Annotated in this window: 21 protein-coding genes; 12 read left to right on the top strand and 9 right to left on the bottom strand. The window is 52.2% G+C overall.

The genetic code is table 11. The features are described from left to right. Nucleotides 1-35: 35 nt before the first annotated feature. Genes tldD through EBB_RS05835 form a run of 5 tightly spaced genes read right to left on the bottom strand, consistent with a single transcriptional unit; the run spans nucleotide 36 to nucleotide 4,488 of the window. Nucleotides 36-1,475 (bottom strand): metalloprotease TldD, encoded by a 1,440-nt coding sequence (gene tldD, locus EBB_RS05855; RefSeq protein WP_192392858.1) that lies wholly within the window; start codon nucleotides 1,473-1,475, stop codon nucleotides 36-38. A 43-nt stretch (nucleotides 1,476-1,518) separates the two neighbouring features. Continuing rightward, on the bottom strand, nucleotides 1,519-1,983 hold the full coding sequence (locus EBB_RS05850) for a hypothetical protein (protein WP_192392857.1): 465 nt from the start codon (nucleotides 1,981-1,983) through the stop codon (nucleotides 1,519-1,521). A 2-nt stretch (nucleotides 1,984-1,985) separates the two neighbouring features. Beyond that, entirely contained in the window at nucleotides 1,986-2,852 is an 867-nt protein-coding gene (locus tag EBB_RS05845) for a 23S rRNA (adenine(2030)-N(6))-methyltransferase RlmJ (RefSeq protein ID WP_192392856.1), read from the bottom strand. Nucleotides 2,853-2,893: 41 nt separating this feature from the next. Then, on the bottom strand, nucleotides 2,894-3,244 hold the full coding sequence (locus EBB_RS05840) for a DMT family protein (RefSeq protein ID WP_036278996.1): 351 nt from the start codon (nucleotides 3,242-3,244) through the stop codon (nucleotides 2,894-2,896). Further along, nucleotides 3,241-4,488, bottom strand: a complete 1,248-nt coding sequence (locus EBB_RS05835; protein WP_192392855.1) for a multifunctional CCA addition/repair protein — start codon at nucleotides 4,486-4,488, stop codon at nucleotides 3,241-3,243. Before EBB_RS05835 ends, EBB_RS05840 begins: the two co-directional genes overlap by 4 nt. A 94-nt stretch (nucleotides 4,489-4,582) precedes the next feature. Between EBB_RS05835 and EBB_RS05830 the strand changes: the two genes are divergently transcribed. The 7 genes from EBB_RS05830 to pqqE all read left to right on the top strand — a co-directional run bounded on the left by EBB_RS05830 (nucleotide 4,583) and on the right by pqqE (nucleotide 9,336). Beyond that, nucleotides 4,583-5,371 carry a sulfite exporter TauE/SafE family protein gene (locus EBB_RS05830; protein ID WP_192392854.1) on the top strand — a complete coding sequence of 263 codons (789 nt, stop codon included), beginning with the start codon at nucleotides 4,583-4,585 and terminating at the stop codon, nucleotides 5,369-5,371. A gap of 154 nt (nucleotides 5,372-5,525) precedes the next feature. Beyond that, nucleotides 5,526-5,600: a pyrroloquinoline quinone precursor peptide PqqA gene (gene pqqA, locus EBB_RS05825; RefSeq protein ID WP_054760176.1), complete on the top strand. Its 75-nt coding sequence runs from the start codon at nucleotides 5,526-5,528 to the stop codon at nucleotides 5,598-5,600. 109 nt (nucleotides 5,601-5,709) lie between these two features. Beyond that, entirely contained in the window at nucleotides 5,710-6,621 is a 912-nt protein-coding gene (gene pqqB, locus EBB_RS05820) for a pyrroloquinoline quinone biosynthesis protein PqqB (RefSeq protein WP_192392853.1), read from the top strand. Between the two features lie 12 nt (nucleotides 6,622-6,633). Next, nucleotides 6,634-7,362, top strand: coding sequence for a pyrroloquinoline-quinone synthase PqqC (gene pqqC / locus EBB_RS05815; protein WP_192392852.1), 729 nt, complete (start codon nucleotides 6,634-6,636; stop codon nucleotides 7,360-7,362). A 2-nt stretch (nucleotides 7,363-7,364) separates the two neighbouring features. After that, complete coding sequence (locus EBB_RS05810) at nucleotides 7,365-7,928, top strand: Uma2 family endonuclease (protein WP_192392851.1); 564 nt, start codon at nucleotides 7,365-7,367, stop codon at nucleotides 7,926-7,928. Nucleotides 7,929-7,961: 33 nt separating this feature from the next. Next, nucleotides 7,962-8,234, top strand: coding sequence for a pyrroloquinoline quinone biosynthesis peptide chaperone PqqD (gene pqqD / locus EBB_RS05805; protein WP_192392850.1), 273 nt, complete (start codon nucleotides 7,962-7,964; stop codon nucleotides 8,232-8,234). Continuing rightward, complete coding sequence (pqqE, locus tag EBB_RS05800; protein ID WP_192392849.1) at nucleotides 8,212-9,336, top strand: pyrroloquinoline quinone biosynthesis protein PqqE; 1,125 nt, start codon at nucleotides 8,212-8,214, stop codon at nucleotides 9,334-9,336. Before pqqD ends, pqqE begins: the two co-directional genes overlap by 23 nt. Before the next feature lie 45 nt (nucleotides 9,337-9,381). On the opposite strand, the gene msbA is transcribed toward pqqE, so the two are convergent. Beyond that, entirely contained in the window at nucleotides 9,382-11,145 is a 1,764-nt protein-coding gene (gene msbA / locus EBB_RS05795; protein WP_192393557.1) for a lipid A export permease/ATP-binding protein MsbA, read from the bottom strand. A gap of 78 nt (nucleotides 11,146-11,223) precedes the next feature. On the opposite strand from msbA, the gene EBB_RS05790 reads away from it, so the two are divergent. The 5 genes from EBB_RS05790 to EBB_RS05770 all read left to right on the top strand — a co-directional run bounded on the left by EBB_RS05790 (nucleotide 11,224) and on the right by EBB_RS05770 (nucleotide 15,918). Next, nucleotides 11,224-12,321 carry a glycosyltransferase family 9 protein gene (locus EBB_RS05790; RefSeq protein WP_225587254.1) on the top strand — a complete coding sequence of 366 codons (1,098 nt, stop codon included), beginning with the start codon at nucleotides 11,224-11,226 and terminating at the stop codon, nucleotides 12,319-12,321. 79 nt (nucleotides 12,322-12,400) lie between these two features. Next, nucleotides 12,401-13,129: a glycosyltransferase family 25 protein gene (locus tag EBB_RS05785; RefSeq protein WP_192392847.1), complete on the top strand. Its 729-nt coding sequence runs from the start codon at nucleotides 12,401-12,403 to the stop codon at nucleotides 13,127-13,129. Between the two features lie 11 nt (nucleotides 13,130-13,140). Beyond that, nucleotides 13,141-14,361 carry an O-antigen ligase family protein gene (locus EBB_RS05780; protein ID WP_225587253.1) on the top strand — a complete coding sequence of 407 codons (1,221 nt, stop codon included), beginning with the start codon at nucleotides 13,141-13,143 and terminating at the stop codon, nucleotides 14,359-14,361. Then, nucleotides 14,354-15,103: a glycosyltransferase family 2 protein gene (locus EBB_RS05775; protein ID WP_192392846.1), complete on the top strand. Its 750-nt coding sequence runs from the start codon at nucleotides 14,354-14,356 to the stop codon at nucleotides 15,101-15,103. The genes EBB_RS05780 and EBB_RS05775 overlap by 8 nt, the downstream gene beginning before the upstream one ends. After that, the gene (locus EBB_RS05770) at nucleotides 15,100-15,918 is read left to right on the top strand and encodes a glycosyltransferase family 2 protein (protein WP_192392845.1); all 819 of its coding nucleotides are present in this window, start codon (nucleotides 15,100-15,102) and stop codon (nucleotides 15,916-15,918) included. Before EBB_RS05775 ends, EBB_RS05770 begins: the two co-directional genes overlap by 4 nt. An 11-nt stretch (nucleotides 15,919-15,929) precedes the next feature. Here EBB_RS05770 and EBB_RS05765 read toward each other — a convergent pair whose 3' ends face one another. Genes EBB_RS05765 through EBB_RS05755 form a run of 3 tightly spaced genes read right to left on the bottom strand, consistent with a single transcriptional unit; the run spans nucleotide 15,930 to nucleotide 17,018 of the window. Then, nucleotides 15,930-16,352, bottom strand: a complete 423-nt coding sequence (locus EBB_RS05765; protein ID WP_192392844.1) for a DUF2802 domain-containing protein — start codon at nucleotides 16,350-16,352, stop codon at nucleotides 15,930-15,932. Then, nucleotides 16,352-16,516 (bottom strand): hypothetical protein, encoded by a 165-nt coding sequence (locus EBB_RS05760; protein WP_192392843.1) that lies wholly within the window; start codon nucleotides 16,514-16,516, stop codon nucleotides 16,352-16,354. The genes EBB_RS05765 and EBB_RS05760 overlap by 1 nt, the downstream gene beginning before the upstream one ends. Before the next feature lie 28 nt (nucleotides 16,517-16,544). Next, on the bottom strand, nucleotides 16,545-17,018 hold the full coding sequence (locus tag EBB_RS05755; protein WP_020483661.1) for a chemotaxis protein CheW: 474 nt from the start codon (nucleotides 17,016-17,018) through the stop codon (nucleotides 16,545-16,547). Nucleotides 17,019-17,025 lie beyond the last annotated feature (7 nt).

Below are 17,025 nucleotides of genomic sequence, written 5' to 3'. Positions count from 1 at the left end.
TGCAGGTGTGAGCCAAAGCCGAACGGCCCGAGGCATTAAACGCTGGTGCCGCCGACGGTTAGACCATCGATTTTCAAGGTGGGCTGACCGACGCCGACCGGCACACTTTGCCCGTCCTTGCCGCAAGTACCGACGCCGCTATCCAAAGCCATGTCGTTACCGACCATCGATACTTTGGTCAACACGTCCGGACCATTACCAATTAGCGTGGCGCCTTTCACTGGGCGGGTAATTTTGCCGTCTTCGATCAGATAAGCTTCGCTGGTGGAAAATACGAATTTGCCGGAGGTAATATCCACTTGGCCGCCGCCAAAGTTACGGGCGTACAAGCCTTTCTTCACGGAGCGGATAATTTCTTCCGGATCGCTCTGCCCCGGCAGCATGTAGGTATTGGTCATGCGCGGCATCGGCAAATGCGCATACGACTCGCGACGGCCATTGCCGGTGGGTTTCACGCCCATCAAACGCGCATTGAGTTTGTCTTGCATATAGCCCTTTAAAATACCTTTTTCGATGAGTACGGTATTTTCGGTGGGCGTGCCTTCGTCGTCGATATTCAAGGAGCCGCGCCGGCCAACCAGCGTACCGTCATCCACCACGGTGCATAAATCCGACGCCACCCGCTCGCCGACTCGGCCACTAAACGCTGACGTGCCTTTGCGGTTGAAATCGCCTTCCAAGCCGTGTCCGATAGCTTCGTGCAGCAAAATCCCCGGCCAGCCTGGTCCCAATACCACCGTCATATTGCCGGCCGGCGCTTCCTGGGCCTGTAAATTAACCTGAGCTAAACGCACCGCTTCGCGACCATATTCAAAAGCCCGATCATTTTCCAGAAAGAAACTGTAATCGCTGCGCCCGCCGCCACCCATGCTGCCCTGCTCGCGGCGACCGTTTTCGACCATGATCACCGTCACGTTCATGCGCACCAAAGGCCGCACATCGGCAGCCAAAGAACCGTCCTGGTTGGCAATCAACACACTGTCATAAGCCGCAATCAGACTGACCATCACTTCTTCGATGCGGCTGTCCTGCTTGCGGGTTTCGCTATCGACACGTTTCAGTAAGTCGATTTTTGCCTGATCATCCAGCGACTTTAACGGATTGAGTGGCTGGTATAACTGCGGCCAACTCTTGGCGACTTCGATCTGGCGCCGCGCCTGCTGACCGTGTCTGACAATGGCTTTCACGTTGTTGGCGGCCTCCAGCAGAATCGGCAATTCGATGCGGTCGCTGTAAGCAAAGCCGGTCTTATCGCCGCTCACCACGCGCACCCCGGCGCCGTGTTCTATGGAATGACTACCTTCCTTGATAATGCCGCCCTCCATGGACCAGGACTCGAAATGGCTGGACTGAAAATAAATATCCGCCGCATCGACAGGTGCACTGAGTAAAACCGCCATCACCCGGTCGACGTCCTGGGTTTGCAGGCCGTTGCCGGCAAGAATGGATTGGGTAACTTGTTCTAGTAATGGCATAAGAAAATTAAAAATAAAACGGTTTCGTCAACGATGCACGCAATCACATCACGAAAAATGACGCGATATAAGCAACAGCCACGGCAGTAAAAGCAATAGCCATCTTGTCCCTTATCGTCAGCGACAGCCAATACAACTCTAATTCGGTCTTCCGCCGCACCCAGGTATTAAGCGACCATTGCTTAATAGACTCCCAAAGCCGCGGTACAAATTTCGAGAGCCGATAAAAACCAAACCAGGCGATGCTCAACAAAATATAGAACGTCACCACTTGGCTACCGTGGCGGTCGGACTCGAATAAATACTCGATGATTTCGCCGATATCCAAAACATGGAATACCAATTCGACGGCTTCTTCAATGCCTAATTCGACGTACTCGAAGGCCACATGAAATCCTTCGAACATCAGGTGCATCAATTCACCTAGCAGCTCCAGCGTCACATCGTACATGACGATAGCGAGTACCACAAAACCGACGATGATCAAGTCAAGATTCTTTCTGATCATGGCTAATTCCTTACGGCGGTTGCCACTGTCGATTCAGGCACCTGCCACTCTACCCGCCAACGCCCCTGGCCACCGGCCAAAGCTTGATTCAAGCAAGGCAACAAGGCTTCCGCTTGGCTATCCAGTTGCCACGGCGGATTGATAAATAACATGCCGGAACCGGTCATGCCGCGCCCCGGCCCGTCATCGGCTATGCAATGCTCGATGCGCAACTGGCGAGGAATGCCGCTTTGCTCCAATTGCCGCATGAAGTTTTCAGTGGCCGTGCGGTCGATGACCGGATACCACAGCGCATAAATACCGGTAGCAAAGTGCTTATGTGCGGTGGTTAGAGCCGCAACGATTTTTTTGTATTCGTCGCGCATTTCGTAACTGGGATCGATCAGAATCAAGCCGCGTTTTTGGATAGGTGGTAATTTCTTGCTCAAGGTTTGCAAGCCGTCTTCCTTGGAGACGCTGACCTGCTTGTCGCCGGCGAACAATTGTTGAAGGGCTTCGACATCGCTACTGTGCAATTCCGACAATACCAATCGGTCTTGCGCCCGGACCAAGCGTTTTACCAATTGCGGCGAGCCGGGATAGCGCACCAATTGCCGTCCGGTGTTTTCTGCGCGTACCGCAGATAGATAGTCTTTTAATTCCGGCGGTGGGTCCTGACTATCCCAAAGTTTGGCGATGCCTTGCTGGTATTCGCCGGTTTTTTGGGCAAACTCGGATTTAAAAGAATATTTACCGGCACCGGCGTGGGTATCGATGTAAACAAATGGTTTGTCTTTCTGTTTCAAGGCGCTGATCGCCAGCGTCAGCAGACTGTGCTTTAAAACATCGGCAAAATTGCCGGCGTGGAACCCGTGGCGGTAACTAAGCATGCTGTTCACCCATTATTATTGTTATTCCATTCCGTTCAATTTCAGCTTAATTTGGCTCTGAACATAAAAAATACCGCGCCCAGCAAACATAGCCCGGCCCAGAGATAATCCAGTTTCAACGGCTCTTTCATGTAATACACCGAGAACGGTACAAAGACGCTCAACGCAATCACTTCCTGCATAATTTTCAGCTGGGCGACACTGCACTGCGTGTAACCGATGCGATTGGCGGGCACTTGTAACAGATATTCGAACAGCGCGATGCCCCAACTGACGAATGCGGCCAACAACCAGGGTTTGTTATTCAGTTCCTTCAGGTGCGCGTACCAGGCAAAGGTCATAAAGACGTTGCTGCAAATCAATAAGCCGGCGGAGATCAGGATGGCATTCATGCTGATTCAATTGTTAGGTGGTGATAGCGTTGTTTGTAATCGTTGACGGCTTGAGCCCGCAACTTGCGGATGGCGAGCCCAATCTGTTCGCCTTGCAAGCCTTTCAGCAAAGCAGCCGAGGTATCGACAGCCGTAGCCGCCATTGCCGCCGAGCGAATGTAGTCGGCTTGCGGGTAGGGCCGGTCTTCGAATCCGGTCCGGCCGCGCGCGTCGGCTTCGCAAGCCTGGAGAAATTCAGCCAAGTGACTATCGGGCTTGAACGCGCCCAGGGTTTGCAACATATCGGTCAAGGTATCCGCCCGCAATTCCAAAGCCCGGTGGCAATGGGTGTGATATCGCATAACCTGCGCACAAAGCGACTTAAAATGGTTCGGCACCCGCAATCTCTCGCACAACTTGGCAAGCACCGGCAAACCTTTTTGCTCATGCCCATGATGGCTGGGCCAATGCTGGCTAGGGGTCAAGGCCTTGCCTAAGTCGTGCAGCAAAGCCGCCAAGCGCACCTCGGCCTTATCGGACAGCCGCGCGGCCTGCTCCAGCACCATCAACGAATGCACGCCGGTATCGATTTCCGGGTGATATTTCTCCGGTTGCGGTACGCCGAATAAAGCGTCAATCTCCGGAAAAACCACCTGCAATGCGCCACAGTCTTTCAGTACCTGAAAAAACGCCGCCGGCGTCCGTTCCAATAAGGCTTTGTGTAATTCGGCCCACACCCGCTCGGCAACCAGAAAATCTACTTCGCCGGCCACCACCATCTTGCGCATCAATTCCAGCGTTTCCTCGGCGACAGCAAAGCCCAAATGGGCATAACGGGCAGCGAAACGGGCCACACGCAAGATCCGCACCGGGTCTTCACTAAAAGCGGGAGATACATGGCGCAAGATGCGGTTTTCCAAATCGCGCCGACCATTAAACGGATCAATCAATTCGCCGTCATCCGTCATTGCCATCGCATTGACGGTTAAATCCCGCCGCAATAAATCCTCTTCCAGCGTCACATCCGGTGACGCATGCACCGCAAATCCCTTGTAGCCCGGGGCAGTTTTACGTTCGGTACGCGCCAAGGCATATTCTTCGTGATCAATAGGATGCAAAAATACCGGAAAGTCTTTGCCCACCGGCCGAAAACCGGCGGCCAGCATGCTGTCCGCAGTCTCACCGACCACCAGCCAATCACGCTCCTTAACCGGAAAATCCAGCAAACGGTCGCGAACTGCGCCGCCGACCAGATACGTTTTCATGCCTTAGCCACTCGCCTACTTAAATGGATCAAAAGACACAGTATAAATGAGTCGCTATCATAGTGCTTTGCTTATTCCCCAGCCATTAATCATCATGACGGAAATTTTTTTAGCCAGCCTTTTTTTGGGCATTCTCGCCGGCATCTCTGCCGGTTTGTTCGGTATAGGCGGCGGCGCATTGATTGTGCCGGTGCTGGTGTGGGTGTTCCAAACTCAGCAGTTTGATCCGGAACAAATTATGTTGATTGCCGTTGCCACATCACTGGCGACTGCGATATTTACGTCGGCGGCTTCGGTACGCACGCACCATAAATTGGGTAACATCGACTGGCGGCGAGCAAGGCATTTAGCCCCGAGTATGCTACTGGGTGCCATTGGCGGCGCAGTGTTGGCCGAATATATTAGCGCCGACTCACTACGTTGGTTTTTTGTTGCGTATCTAATATATACCAGCGTACAAATGGCTATACCCAAGCCCAGCAAAGCCTCATCCCATCCAGCCAGATTCTCCCTGGATTACCCGATGGGTCTTTTGATTGGCGTTCTATCAGCCATTTTAGGCATAGGCGGCGGCACCATGACCGTACCTTATCTGGTGAGCAATGGACTGCCGATGAAAAACGCGGTCGCCACATCTAGCACCTGTGCAATCCCTATTGCCATGGCGGCAGCAACCAGTTACATGGTATTGGGTTGGCAAGTTAGCCAATTACCGGTTGGCAGCCTAGGCTATCTTTACCTACCCGCTTTTGCCGGCATCGTAATAACCAGTATCTTTACTGCGCCCTTGGGCGCCAAATTGGCGCACCGTTTGCCGGCACAAAAATTGAAGCGTTACTTCGCGATTGTGCTGTTGGCGCTTGCGCTGAAAATGTCCTGGTAAGACAGGGAACTTAAGCGCAGAGACATCGCTCAAAGCGCTGTTAGTTCCGGTTTGATTGCTCTGTTGCGCAAAGAAAAACTTCATCGTATACTTCGGCGCAGCTTTCTCGATCAAGCTATCGCACACAACAACAAAACCTCTGGAGGGTATATAAATGAAATGGGAAACACCAGCTTATAATGACATGCGTTTCGGTTTTGAAGTTACCATGTACATCTACAACCGTTAATCCTTAGGGATGACGATAAAAAAGGGGCATTTTCCTGCCCCTTTTTTTTGCCTGGCGTTTTTTAATCCCGTATCATGCCCCGCTCGTTCACCAACCCCTTTAAGCGAACATGAAGATTAGAGTTCTCGGCGCCGGCGCCGGCGGCGGTTTTCCGCAATGGAACTGCAACTGCGACAATTGCCGACGCTTGCGTAACGGCCAATTCAACGGCAAAGCCCGCACCCAATCGTCGATAGCGATCAGCACGGACAACCGCAATTGGCTGCTGTTCAATACCTCACCGGACATTCGCGCCCAATTGGAAGCGTTTCCTGCGATTCAGCCCAAAGAAGGCATCCGCGATACCGGCATCAAAGCCGTGCTACTGATCGATAGCCAAATCGACCACACAACCGGCATGCTGATGCTGCGCGAAGGCAAACCCTTGAATGTGTATTGCACCGAGATGGTCAAGCAGGATTTGACCACGGGCTTTCCGCTTTTCAATATGTTGAAAGACTATTGCACCGTCAATCATCACCCGATTGCCTGCGACGAAACGCCGTTCGAGATTCCGGGTATAGACGACATTCGGATTTATGCCCATGCTTTGAAAAGCAAGGCACCGCCTTATTCGCCGCACCGCCACGACCCGCACGATGGTGACAACATCGGCGTGATCGTCGAGCAGATTTCCACCGGCAAAAAACTGTATTACTCGCCAGGCTTGGGCGAAATCGAACCGCATGTATTTAAAGCTATGCAAACTGTCGACTGCCTGATGGTAGACGGTACCTTCTGGACCGACGACGAAATGGTTACCCGCGGCATCAGCCACAAACATGCGCGCGAAATCGGCCATCTACCGCAATCCGGCCCCGGTGGCATGATTGAAGTGTTGAATGGCGTACCCAAGGCCCGGAAAATTTTGATTCATATCAACAACACCAACCCGATTCTCGACGAAGATTCGCCGGAGCGTAAAACCCTGGACGCCAACGGCATCGAAGTGGCTTACGACGGACTGGAAATTGACTTATAACAAAGGTGTTACATGACTGCTGATAATCAACCCTGGAGCCGCGAAGAATTCGAAGCTAAATTGCGCGGCATGGAAAAGTTCTACCACATTCATCATCCGATGCACACGCTGATGAATGACGGCAAACTAACCAAGCAGCAACTGCAAGGCTGGGTCGCCAATCGCTTTTATTATCAGGTAATGATTCCGATCAAAGACGCCAACATCATGGCCAACTGTCCGGACCGGGAGACCCGCGCCAAGTGGGTGCAACGCATTCTCGACCACGACGGCCATCCCGGCGACCCAGGCGGCATCGAGGCTTGGATACGTTTGGGGATCGCGGTGGGCTTAAGCCGCGAAGAAATCACATCGCTGGAACACGTGCTGCCCGGCGTGCGCTTTGCCGTGGACGCCTACGTCAATTTCGCCCGCCGTGCGGAATGGCACGAAGCAGCCAGTTCCTCGCTGACGGAACTTTTCGCCCCGAAAATTCATCAACAGCGCCTGGATAACTGGCCCGACGTCTATCCCTGGGTCGAACAAGAGGGTTACACTTACTTCCGTAAACGCCTGACCGAAGCCCGCCGCGACGTGGAACACGGCCTGGAACTGACGCTGGACTGGTATAAAACCCGTGAGCAACAGGAACGCATGGTGCAAATTCTGAAATTTAAACTGGATGTATTGTGGAGCATGGCCGACGCGATGTATCTTGCCTATGTCGCCGACATGCCGCCGTATTTCAATATCGAAAAATAACCATGCAAACCGCCGAGCGACTTCATTTTAGTGCTACCGACTTTTTGGCTTGGGAGGAAACCCAGACCGAGAAGCACGAGTTCGTCGCCGGCGAAGTATTTGCGATGACAGGAGCTCGACAGGATCATGTCGTCGTCAGCCTGAATATCGCGTCCGCCTTGAAACAACGCTTACGCGGCACGCCTTGCCGGCCTTATATCGCCGATTTGAAATTGAAAGTCGAAGCAGCCGAAGCGTTTTTCTATCCTGATGTGATGGTATCCTGCCATCCTGGCGATCTAGGCAACCAGCAATATATTTGCAACCCAACGCTGATCGTCGAAGTTCTATCCGACTCGACCGCTGCTTACGACCGCGGCGGCAAATTCGCTGCCTACCGCAAGCTCGCGTCGTTACAAGAATACCTGATCGTCGACATCGACGCGCGCCGCGTCGAGTGCTTCCGTCGCACTCCCGATAACGATTGGTTATTGCACGATTACTTCGGCGAAGTCGACTGCCATCTGCACAGTTTGAACCTCAGCCTACCACTGGCGGAAATTTTTGAAGACATCGAAACGACCTGATTCTCCAGGCGTTTGCTTAAATACTGGAACCCTATGACCATCACTCCCGATCAACTCATCCAGTTCTCGCCACTGCATAGGCTGCAATGGGAAGAAGCTCAGCAAAAGTACGTGATTCTGTATCCCGAAGGTATGGTCGAGTTAAACCAAAGTTCGGCAGAAATACTCAAACTTTGCGATGGCACCCGGATGCTGGCGCAAATCGTCACCGACCTGGAAGAAAAATTCGCCACGTCCGGCTTGACCAACGACATCACTAACTTTTTGAACGTAGCATTGCAAAATGGCTGGATCAGACAAGCTTAATATCACCCCGCCGCGCTGGCTGTTAGCCGAGCTGAGCTATAAATGCCCACTGCAATGTCCGTATTGCTCTAATCCGCTGGATTACGCCAAATATCCCGACGAATTAAGCACCGACGACTGGAAACGGGTATTGAGCCAAGCCCGCAAAATGGGCGCGGTGCAGCTGGGATTTTCCGGCGGCGAACCGCTTACTCGCCAGGATTTGACCGAATTGGTCGGTTACGCGCGCGAACTGGGTTATTACTCCAACTTGATCACCTCAGGTTACGGCTTGAGCGAAGAAAAAATCGTCGAGTTGAAACAAGCCGGCCTAGACCACATTCAGATCAGTATCCAGGCCAGCACCCAAGAACTGAACGATCACATCGCCGGGACCGCCACTTACCAGCACAAACAGGACGTGGCGAGACTGATTAAAAAGCACGGTTATCCGATGGTGCTGTGCGTCGTGATTCATCGCGAAAACATTCACCAAATGCCGCAAATTCTGGAAATGGCCGAAAACCTAGGCGCCGATTATCTGGAACTGGCCAACACCCAATATTACGGCTGGGCGCATTTGAATCGCGACGCCTTGCTGCCTACCCGCGAGCAATTCCAGGAAGCGGAGAAAATTGCCCAGGCTTATAAAGAAAAAGTAGCCGGCAAAATGAAGATTTATTACGTGGTGCCGGACTACTACGAAGACCGCCCAAAAGCCTGCATGAACGGCTGGGGCACCACCTTCTTGACCATCGCCCCGGACGGTACCGCGTTGCCCTGCCATTCGGCACGTGAACTGCCTGGCCTAGATTGCCCGAACGTCAAGGACTACAGCATTTCGGAAATCTGGAACGAGTCGAAAACCTTCAACTTCTTCCGCGGCACGGAATGGATGCAGGAGCCTTGCCGCAGCTGCGACGAGAAGCTCAAAGATTTTGGCGGTTGCCGCTGTCAGGCATTCTTGTTCAACGGCGATATGTATAGCACCGATCCGGTGTGCAGCAAATCCCCGGAACGTCACAGAATCGACGCCGCGATTGATTCGGCGCGCGAACTCGCCTTGTCCAACCAGGAGAAGCCGCTGATATTCCGCAACAGCAAAAACTCCAAACAATTTTAAACGCCTATCCCAGCCAGTGGATCATCTAAGCCGCTGACTGACTCTTCACTCCTGCCCGGCCGCAGTCTCCGGTTGGTCTGTTTGACCGCCATCCTGAAACTGCATCTTATGCAATTTGGCATAAGCACCATCGCGAGCCAATAACTCGCGATGCGAACCTTGTTCGACAATCCGGCCTTTGTCCATTACCAAGATCACATCCGCACTTTCGATGGTAGACAAGCGATGTGCCACCACCAGTGTGGTGCGGCCTTGCATCACTCGATTAAGCGCGGCCTGGATGTAGCGTTCGGATTCGGTATCCAGCGCCGAAGTGGCTTCGTCCAGAATCAAAATCGGCGCATCCTTCAATAAGGCCCGCGCCAAAGCCAAACGCTGGCGCTGGCCGCCAGACAGTTTCACACCGTTCTCACCGATTTCGGTTTCCAATCCTTGCGGCATTTTGCTGATAAATTCCATCGCATAAGCATCGACCGCTGCCTGTTCTATCTGCTCTCTGGCAGCGCCTTGTAACGCGCCATAGGCAATATTGTTCGCGACAGAAGCGTTGAACAAGGTGACGTTTTGGGTAACCAACGCGATCTGCCGGCGCAAACTATCCAGGCGGTAGCGTTTCAACGGCACGCCATCGATCAAAATCTCGCCCTGCTCGTAGTCGTAAAAACGTGGCAACAGGTTAATCATCGTGCTTTTGCCGCCACCGGAAGCCCCCACCAAGGCTACGGTCTGGCCTGGTTCAATCGTCACATTGATGTTATTCAAGGCCGGGGTTTCGCTACCGGGATAACTAAAGCTGAGGTTTTTAAATTCGATGCGACCTTGACTGCGCTCGACCTGATAATCGCCACCATCGATTTCGGCGGGCTCGTCCAACACTTCGAACAAAGACTCGGCAGCGGCAATACCCCGCAAAATCTCGGAATTGGCATCGCTTAATTGGCGAATCGGTTTGGGCAACAAGAACGCTGCGGTAAAAAAGCCGACAAACTCACCCGGACTGGACGATTTCATCATGATCAAGGCCAGATACATCATGCCGGCCAGCGCGAAAGAAATAACCAATTGCATCAACGGATTATTCAGCGACACCGTCATGATCAGTTTGCGATATTGGGTGCGGTTATCCAGACTCGCTTTCCTAAAGCGTTGGCGCTCGTAATTTTCACCGCCAAAACTTTTCACGATGCGATTTCCGGACACCATTTCCGAAGTAATGTGGGTCAAATCGCCCACAGTATCCTGCATATTCCGACTCAATCGCTTCAAGCGCTTGCCGACATAACGCACCATGATCGCCACTACCGGCGCAATCGCCAAAAACACCAACGATAGCTGCCAATTGGTGTATGCCAGATAGCCTAGTAAACCCACCGCAGTAAAGCCTTCACGGACGAAAGAACGAATCGAATCGGAGGTGGCGCGGGTAACTTCCCCGATATTATTGGTGATCCGCGAAATCATGTAGCCGCTGTTGTGAGCATCGAAATACTGCACCGACAAGCGGGTGTACTGGTTAAAAATCTCGCAACGCAGTTTGTGAATCAAATTGCCGGAGATTCGCGCCAGGTAATAATTACCCAAAAACGAGCCTATGCCGCGCACCAGAAACAACACCACGAACGCGAGCGGCAAATACTGAATATCACTTCGGTCCGGCGCCCCAAAGCTATCGATGATGCGCTGAATGATCATCACTACCGCCGGCTCGGTCGCGGCGTAAATAGCAAAACCGATGGCAGTTACCAAAAATAAACGCCAATACGGCAACACAAACGCCAGCAAACGCTTGTACACCTGCCCGTCCGTCATTGTTTTGCGCGAATTTTCTAACGTGTCCAATACTGTTTACCTTTAAAATGTTCAGCCATGTTGATCAGCCAGCGCTCCATGCCCAATCAAAAACCGCTCAATATACAACCTAAACGCATTTTGGTGATAACCCTGCGTTATCTGGGCGATACGCTGCTGGTTACCCCACTAATCTCGTCATTGAAGCAAGCCTATCCAGACGCAGACATTGACGTTCTACTACCGGCCAGCAATGCCGGCATGCTGGAAGGCAATCCGGACATCCGGCACTTGCTAACCGTGGACGGCAAGCCCGGCAGCATGGCTTTCGGGAAATTGTTGCTGAGTTTATTTCGCCGATACGATTTGGCCATTTCCACGCAAGCCGGCGACCGGCCCACTTTGTACGCCGCGATAGCCGGCAAGACCAGCATAGGCTTCGTGCCTGACGATGCCACTAAGGCTTGGTGGAAGAAAACACTACTTAACCGCTGGCTGGTATTTAGCGCCGATTACGGCCACGCCGTCTTGGAAAACTTGCGATTTTGCAAACTACTCGGAATAGCGCCTTGCTATCGACTGACCCCGCCGCAAAACTCGGCGCCGATACCCAGCATAACTGATCCCTACGCCGTTCTGCATATTATGCCGCAATGGCGCTATAAGCAGTGGCATACCCAGGGCTGGTGCGAGCTCATCGCCTTTTTAGACCGGCAAGGCTTTAAAGTCGTATTGACCGGCAGCGGCAACCCCGCCGAGTTGGCAGCCTTGCGAGAATTACAGCAACAACTGCCAGCAGATGTCATCAATCTTGCCGGCCAGCTTTCGCTGGCGCAATTGTCCGCGTTGATTGACAAAGCCGCAATATTCGTCGGCCCCGACACCGGCATCACCCACTTGGCGGCGGCCACCGGCACACTGACGTTTGCTTTGTTCGGCCCCACCGATCCGGAAAAATGGGCCCCCTGGCCATATGGATACAGCGAGAATAAAACGCCTTTCGCGTCTCGCGGATCTGGCCGAATAAATAATGTCTATCTGCTGCAAGGCCAAACCGAACAAAACTGCCTACCCTGCCAACTAGAAGGTTGCGATAGGAATCGCAATAGCCAAAGTGCCTGCCTCGATCAGTTATCGAGCGCCCGGGTGATCGACGTTATCGCGCAGACGCTGCAAGCCCCCCTGAATACCGAGTAACGGTAAGAACGATGATGTTATTTTCCGCAAAACCGTCGATAATCGCGGCTTTTCGTCAGCTGCCTGATTCCAAATTCGCATGATGCTATCGCCAAGCCTTGACCGCATTTTGGTTTTGAATGTTAAGAAATTCGCTCAACGCCGTATTTTCATGGAACAACAGTTGCGCGAATTCGGCTTATCGGCCGAATTTATTTTCGACTGGGATATTGACGACTTGACTGACAGCTTGGTTATTGAGTATTTCCGTGACGACCATCATCTGACTGCGGCTCAGCAATCCTGCGCGTTGAAGCATGTGGCAGCCTTACAGAAAATTGCGGACGGTAATGGCCAAGGGTTCTGTTTGGTACTGGAAGACGACGCCGTGTTCAGCAAGGATCTTCAGCTAGGTTTACAGCGCGCGCTCAGTCAGAGCAGGCGATTTCCTGGCAACAAAGTCATCTACATCGGCTCCGGCGGTAATTTTTTTACGCCCAAAAGTCAGCGCAAACCGGATCAATACCTGTATCTCGGGCATCGCGGTCGCTTTGCCGATTCCTATCTAATTGACTCCAGTACCGCCCGCCAGCGACTAGATTGGATTAAAACTCACAAAATCGCCGAACCGATTGACAATCAGTTCGAAAAAATCGACAAACAGCTCGGCATTCAAATGATTTGGCTGGAAGATCCTGTCATCGAACAAGGTAGTAAAAACGGCCTGTTCAAAAGCGCTTTGGAAGCCGATCCGCCCACCTGGCTGAAAGGACTGTTTTTCCGCTGGGAAAAACTCAAGCGTAAATACATTTATCAATTATGGCGTTAAGACCACAAAACATGTTTGCATCCCCCCTGACGTCCGAGACATCACTCAATATCTGTCGCAGCATGACTATTGCCGCAGCTATCGCCGCGCCCATTTCCACGGCTATTGCAAGCATAGCCAGCGTAGCGTTGCTGGTATTCTGGCTACTTTCCGGCCAGGCAGTGCAGACCCTTAAGTTATCCTGGCAACAGCCTGTCGGAAAAATGATCATGCTTTTCTTTGCGTGGTTAATCATCGGCACGCTTTACGCCGAAACAGACTGGCACAGCAAATTGGAGACCTTATCCAGCTGGAAAAAGCTGGTTTACGTGTTCCTGCTGCTCGGCGTTTTTCAGCAATCGCAGTGGCAAAAACGTTTTGTCTACAGCTATTTCATCGCCATGGTGATGGCAGGCATGATTGCGATGCCACTTTGGGCGTTGGATCTTATCGTTAGAGACGGCCGAGAAGCCGGTATTTTCATGACCAATCACGCCACCCAGAGCACTGCTTTTGTGGCGGCCCTGCTATGCGCTATCTTCCTGGTGCAAGAACCACTGAATCCACGTTGGAAATATGCCGTGTGGGCGGGAATTGCCATATTTCTATTCAATATTTTCTTCATCAGTACCGGTAGGAGTGGCTATTTAGCCGTACCCATCGCTGCGGTTTTTGCGTTCGGTTCGATATACGGTTACAGCAAATTGCCGCAAATTATCGGGACAGCCGCCATTATGCTGCTTGCCTTTGGTCTGAGCTCCAACACCTTGCAAGACCGATTCAGACTGGCCTGGGACGAACAAGCCAGTTATAAAAGCAGCCAGGATTTAACCTCAGTAGGCATTCGGGTGGTCTTTTACAAAAACACCGTGGAACTCATCGAGAAAGCGCCTTGGTTTGGCTATGGCACCTCATCGTTCAAACCGACTTATAGTCAGTATGCTTCGGCCAAAAGCCAGGGTTGGCGGGGTACCAGCACTAGCGACCCGCATAATCAATACCTGTTTGTTTGGCTGGAAAATGGCCTGATAGGCTTACTGTTGTTCTTTGCTTACATTATGGTCGCATTGCGCCAGGGCATGTATAACAAGCCCTATGGACCAATTGCCGCCAGTTTTTTGGTGGCAATCTGTGCTTCAAGCCTGTTCAACTCGCATTTCAAAACTTTTGCCGAAGGCTATTTGTTGGCGTTTTTTCTCGGTGCCTTGTTAAGTCAAACGGTCGAATCCGCAGATCTTCAGGCCGATGCTTAGCGTTATCATCATCACCAAAAACGAGGCGCAACATATCGGCCGCTGCTTGGCATCGGTAGCTTGGGCCGATGAAATCATCGTTCTCGACTCGGGTAGTAGCGACGAAACCGTGCCAATTTGCCGACAATTTACCGACAAAGTCTTCATCACCGACTGGCCCGGATTTGGACCACAGAAGCAACGGGCCTTGGATAAAGCGCGCGGCGATTGGGTGTTGTCTATCGATGCCGACGAAGAAGTCGGCCCGGCGCTAAAAAGCGAAATTCAGCAAGCCATGCAGCAAAACCAGGTGCAGGGCTTCGAAATCCCGCGTTTATCCAGCTACTGCGGCAAGCAAATCAAGCATGGCGGCTGGTGGCCGGATTACGTGCTAAGGCTGTTTCGCCGCGATGTCGGACGCTTCAGCAGCGAAGTCGTGCATGAGCGTATTGAGGTTAAAGGGGCTATCCGCCAACTCAACAATCCACTATGGCACGAAGCCTTCATCGACCCCGCCGAGGTGCTGCATAAGATCAATGCTTATTCCTCGCTGGGCGCCGAGAAAATGTTCAATAACGGTAAGCGCGCCAGCTTGGGCAAAGCGATCGGCAAGGGCCTGTGGACCTTCATCCGCACCTACTTCGTCCAGGCAGCCATTTTGGATGGCGCGGAAGGCCTGATGCTGGCCATATCCAACGCAGAGGGCAGTTATTACAAATATCTGAAACTGCGAGAGCTTTGCCGCAACCCGGCAAACAAATGAAGGGATTGATCTCAGTCATCGTCACAACCTATAACTGGCCGGAAGCGCTTTCCGCCTGTTTATGCTCACTGATGGCTCAACAAGATCGCCGGTTTGAAATCATCGTCGCCGATGACGGTTCCGGTACTGTAACGCAGGAATTGATCAAACGCTTTATCGAAACCAGCGAAATTCCGTTGCGGCACGTTTGGCATGAGGATAAGGGATTTAGGGCCGGCACCATTCGTAACAAAGCAGTTGCTGCCAGTTCTGGCGATTATCTGCTGTTTATGGACGGCGATTGCGTCGCGCTACCGAATTTTATTAGCCGTCATCGGCACTTGGCCGAAACCGGTTATTTCGTTCCGGGCAACCGGCTGTTATTGAACGAAGCTTACACATCACTGGTATTAGGGCAAAAAATACCGCTGCATCAACAGTCCTTCGGCTTTTTTGTACGGCAATGGCTGCGAGGCCGCATCAATCGTTTGTTGCCTTTACTGTATTTACCTCTGCACAGCTGGCGTTATCGGCAACCGCAGAATTGGCAAAAAGCCATGACCTGCAATCTGGCGGTCTGGAAGGACAATTTCCTGGCAACAAATGGTTTTGATGAAATCTTCGAAGGCTGGGGATATGAAGATTCGGACTTGGTGATCCGCCTGATTCATCAAGGTGTCAAACGGAAAGAAGGCCGCTTTGCGGTACCGGTTTTACATCTTTGGCACCGTCATAACGATAGAAGCCAACACGACGAAAATTACCAGCGTTTGTTGCGGCGGGTGGCGAATATATCAATAACTCGTGCGGAACGGGGCGTGGACCAGTATCAGTAAACGACCAGCGATTAACCCAAGCCGGAACGTTTGCCGCCACCATGCAAACGCATCAACAAAACTGCTTCATCACGGGTCAAGCCGCAATCCCTGACCAGCGTCTCGATGCCAACTCCACTGCGGATTTTTTGGATCACATCTTCATAACCGCCTGCGGGGATGGGCTCAAGGGGCGCCACCTCAGCGACGGTTTGCCGCTGGGTGTTGACTTGATCCACAATGCTGTTCAAGCGCGAGTCGTTCGCCGCCAGCCGCCGATCAACAGCCACCGCGGCGGAACAAAGGCCAGCGACATCCTCGTTGCTACGCTGCACCCGTTCTTCAAGGCGTTGAAATTGTTGTTTTAGTGTTTTCTGCTGGCGCAACAGCCAACCTAACATCGCTAGCATAAACACGACTACCCCCGCCAAAACCAGCAATAAATATTCGCTCATCACACTATTTCGTCAACATGCTCGGCAGGCTGTTTATTGTTTTTGTTCTGGTCCGGTTTAGTTTGCGGTTGTTTTTGCGGTGGACGTTTATCACGCTCCTCCCGCTCAACCTTGTATATCGTATGCACTGGAGAAAAAGGCGTGATCGGTGTGATCTCGGCCATACTGCACCTCGCATGCCTAGTTAGGCAATCAAAACATATCCAGCTCTGCTTTTTCGTCGTCGCTGAGGAATTTATTCAAATCTACCAGAATTAACAAATGATTGTCGCGACTGGTAACGCCTTGAATGTATTTTGAGCTTTCTTCGTTGCCCACATTAGGCGCGGTCTCAATCTCGGAAGCGCGCATTTCCACGACTTCTGCGACGCTATCAACCAAAATGCCGATGATATGCCGGTCGGTTTCGATGATCACCACCCGCGACGCATCGTCGGTGTCTTTGGAGGGCAAGCCGAAACGGTTACGCGTATCGATGACGGTGACCACATTACCGCGCAAATTGATAATACCCAATACGTAGGACGGCGCGCCGGGCACCGGGGCAATCTCGGTAATACGCAACACCTCTTGGACTTGCATGACATTGATGCCGTACTTTTCGTCGCCTAGACAAAAAGTAACCCACTGCATGATAGGGTCGCCTTGTTTTTTATCTTCGCTCATTTTGCTG

This window comes from Methylomonas fluvii (assembly GCF_014850975.1).
GTDB classification, from domain to species: Bacteria; Pseudomonadota; Gammaproteobacteria; order Methylococcales; family Methylomonadaceae; genus Methylomonas; species Methylomonas fluvii.
The sequence above is the reverse complement of the archived record's forward strand: the minus strand, read 5'-3'. Positions and strand labels throughout refer to the sequence as shown.